The sequence below is a fragment of the Streptomyces sp. NPDC059456 genome (genome assembly GCF_042750055.1).
Taxonomy (GTDB): domain Bacteria; phylum Actinomycetota; class Actinomycetes; order Streptomycetales; family Streptomycetaceae; genus Streptomyces.
In genome coordinates this window covers 1-3,050 of sequence record NZ_JBHYVA010000093.1, presented here as the reverse complement: position 1 = coordinate 3,050, position 3,050 = coordinate 1, and the positions used below count along the sequence as shown (strand labels likewise).

The 3,050-nt window shown below is 71.7% G+C and carries 3 protein-coding genes; 2 read left to right on the top strand and 1 reads right to left on the bottom strand.

Annotated features, from left to right (window positions below):
• Positions 1-75: 75 nt before the first annotated feature.
• Positions 76-1,017, bottom strand: a complete 942-nt coding sequence (locus ACFXA3_RS11480; protein ID WP_385185209.1) for an NADP-dependent oxidoreductase — start codon at positions 1,015-1,017, stop codon at positions 76-78.
• A 118-nt stretch (positions 1,018-1,135) separates the two neighbouring features.
• Here ACFXA3_RS11480 and ACFXA3_RS11475 point away from each other — a divergent pair, with 118 nt between their 5' ends.
• A complete protein-coding gene (locus tag ACFXA3_RS11475; protein ID WP_385185206.1) occupies positions 1,136-2,140 on the top strand; it encodes an aldo/keto reductase in 1,005 nt (334 codons plus the stop codon).
• A gap of 2 nt (positions 2,141-2,142) precedes the next feature.
• Positions 2,143-2,997 (top strand): arylamine N-acetyltransferase, encoded by an 855-nt coding sequence (locus ACFXA3_RS11470; protein WP_385185203.1) that lies wholly within the window; start codon positions 2,143-2,145, stop codon positions 2,995-2,997.
• Positions 2,998-3,050 lie beyond the last annotated feature (53 nt).

Here is a 3,050-nt window from a genome sequence, read left to right as displayed (position 1 = left end):
CGCTACCCCCCGCCCCGCCCCCGCCCCCCCCGCCCCCCCCCCCCGCCCCCCCCCCCCCCGCCCCCCGGCTCCGGCTCACACCGTGAGGACGATCTTGCCCGTCGTGTGCTGCGACTCGCCGAGCTCGTGGGCCTTGCGCACCTCCTGGAGCGGGAAGGTCTCCGCGATCAGCGGGCGGAGCCGGCCCGCGTCGGCGAGGGCGGCCAGTTCCGCCAGCACGACGTGGTCCGGGGCCACGTTGACCGTGATCGCGCGGACGCCCGCCGCGGTGGCCTTCGCCGTGATCTCCTCGATGGCGAGGGGGTTCGTCACGCCGATGTAGAGCCCGCCGGGGCGCAGGGTGCGCAGCGAGCGGTCCTCGTAGTCGCCGCCGATCAGGTCGAGCACGACGTCGACGTCCTGCACGGCGTCGGCGAAGTCCTGCGCCGTGTAGTCGATCAGCTCGTCGGCGCCGAGCTCGCGCAGCAGCTCGTGCTTGGCCGCGCTGGCCGTGCCGATGACGTACGCGCCGCGGGACTTGGCGATCTGGACGGCCAGGTGGCCCACGCCGCCGGCCGCCGCGTGGATCAGCACCCGCTGGCCCTCGCGGAGGTCCGCGCCGTCGATCAGCGCCTGCCAGGCGGTGGACCCGGCGAGCGGCAGGGCGGCCGAGGAGACGTGGTCGAGGCTGCCCGGCTTGCGCGCGAAGTGCCGTGCGGGCGCCGCGACGTACTCCGAGTACCCGGCGGCCTCGTGCGGGAAGGACGGCAGGCCGAAGACCTCGTCGCCGACCTTGAAGCGGTTCTCGCCCGCCGCGACCGCCACGACGGTGCCGGAGACGTCCCAGCCGACGCCGAACGGCGGGGTCAGCCACAGTCCGTACGCGCGGATCTTCCAGTCGATGGGATTGACGCCGGCGGCGTGGGTCTTTACCAGAATTTCCGTGGAGCCGGGAATCGGGAGCGGGGAATCCGTCAAGTTCAGTACGTCAATTCCGCCGAGGGAATCCTGGCGGACGGTGCGCATGGTTTCTGTCATGCATTCGATGATCTCAACCGGCACGGCGGAATCCCCATCGATATCCGGCCATTCACGACCTGACAGACCGGCGTGGAATGGTTTTTGCGCCACAGCGGCCTGCTCAATGCTGGGGTATATGACTCAGCTGCGATCACTTGGTTCGGCCGGCCCCGAGGTATCCGCTCTCGGCCTCGGCCTGATGTCCATGTCCGACTTCTACGGGCCCGCCGACCGGGCCGAGGGGGTCGCCACCGCGCACGCCGCCATCGACGCCGGCATCACCCTCCTCGACACCGGCGACTTCTACGGCAGCGGCCACAACGAGCTCCTCCTGCGCGAGGTGCTGCAGAGCCACGACCGCGAGCAGCTCACCCTCAGCGTCAAGTTCGGCGTCCTGCGCGACCCGTCGGGCGGCATCCTCGGCGTCGACTGCCGTCCCGAGGCCGTGAAGAACTCCCTCGCCCAGACCCTCCAGCGGCTCGGCACCGACTACGTGGACGTGTACCGCCCGGCGCGCCTCGACCCTGCGGTGCCGATCGAGGAGACCATCGGCGCCATCAAGGAGATGGTCGACGCCGGTCACGTGCGGCACATCGGCCTGTCGGAGATCGGTGCGGAGACCCTGCGCCGCGCCTCCGCCGTGCACCCCATCGCCGACCTCCAGATCGAGTACTCGCTGCTCTCCCGCGCCATCGAGGACGAGATCCTGCCGACCGCGCGCGAGCTCGGCACCGCCATCACCGCGTACGGGGTGCTGGCCCGCGGCCTGCTGTCCGGCCGCTGGAACCACCAGCGGGCCGCCGCCTCCGACGACGGCCGCAGCAACTTCCCGCGCTTCAGCGGCGAGAACCTGGACCGCAACCTCCAGCTGGTCGAGGCCCTCGGCAAGGTGGCCGAGGCCAAGGGCGTCACCACCTCGCAGCTGGCGATCGGCTGGGCCATGGCCCAGGGCGTCGACATCGTCCCCGTCGTCGGCTCCCGCCGCCGCGACCAGCTGACCGAGGCGCTCGGCGCGCTCTCCCTGGAGCTCACCGCCGAGGACGTCGCCGAGATCGAGCGGGCCGTGCCCGCCGACGAGGTCGCCGGCACGCGCTTCGACGCCGAGGGCATGGCCATGCTCGACAGCGAGAAGAAGGGCTGAACATGCGGCCCATCGGCAGCGCCGCCCAGTGGCAGGCCGACCGCCTCGACGTCCGGGCGTACCTCGACCGCCTCGGCATCACCGGGCCGCTGGAGCCGGACGCGGACACCCTGCGCCGGCTGCACCGCGCGCACGCCCTGACCATCCCGTTCGAGAACCTCGACATCCTGCTGGGGCGGGGCATCGACCTCGACGTCGACGTCATGCAGTCCAAGCTGCTGCGCAGCAGGCGCGGCGGGTACTGCTACGAGCACAACATGCTCTTCGCCCTCCTGCTGGAGCGCCTCGGGTACGAGGTCACCCGGCTGTACGCGCGCCCGATCCTGGACGCGCCCAAGCCGCTGCCCCGTACGCACCTGATCCTGAGCGTGGCCGTGGGCGACGAGACGTACCTCGCCGACGTCGGCTTCGGCGACGAGGGCCCGCTGGAGCCGATCCCGGTCTCCGACGGCGTCGTCTCGGAGCAGAACGGCTGGGTGTACCGGCTGGCGCGGGTGGCGGACACCGACAAGGAGTGGCTGCTCTCGCTCCGGCGGGGCGACGACTGGTTCCCCCTGTACTGGTACGCCACGGAGGGCCACCACCACATCGACTGCGTGGTGGCGAACTACTTCATCTCCACGCACTCCAGCTCGCCGTTCACCGGCCGGGTCTTCCTGGAGCGCATCGCGGAGGACTGGCGGCTCAACCTCAACCACCGCAAGCTCACCCTGACCCGGGCCGACGGCACCGTCGAGGTCCGGTACGTGGTGGACGCGGAGGTGCGCGAGCTGCTGGCCAAGCAGTTCGAGATCGAGCTGACCGAGGAGGAGGCCGCGGTGGTCGTCGCCGCACTGCCGGCCCCCGAGCCCTCCTGAGCCCTCGTACGGACCCTGCGGGGCCCGTGGTGCGCACCCGGCCGGTGCGCACC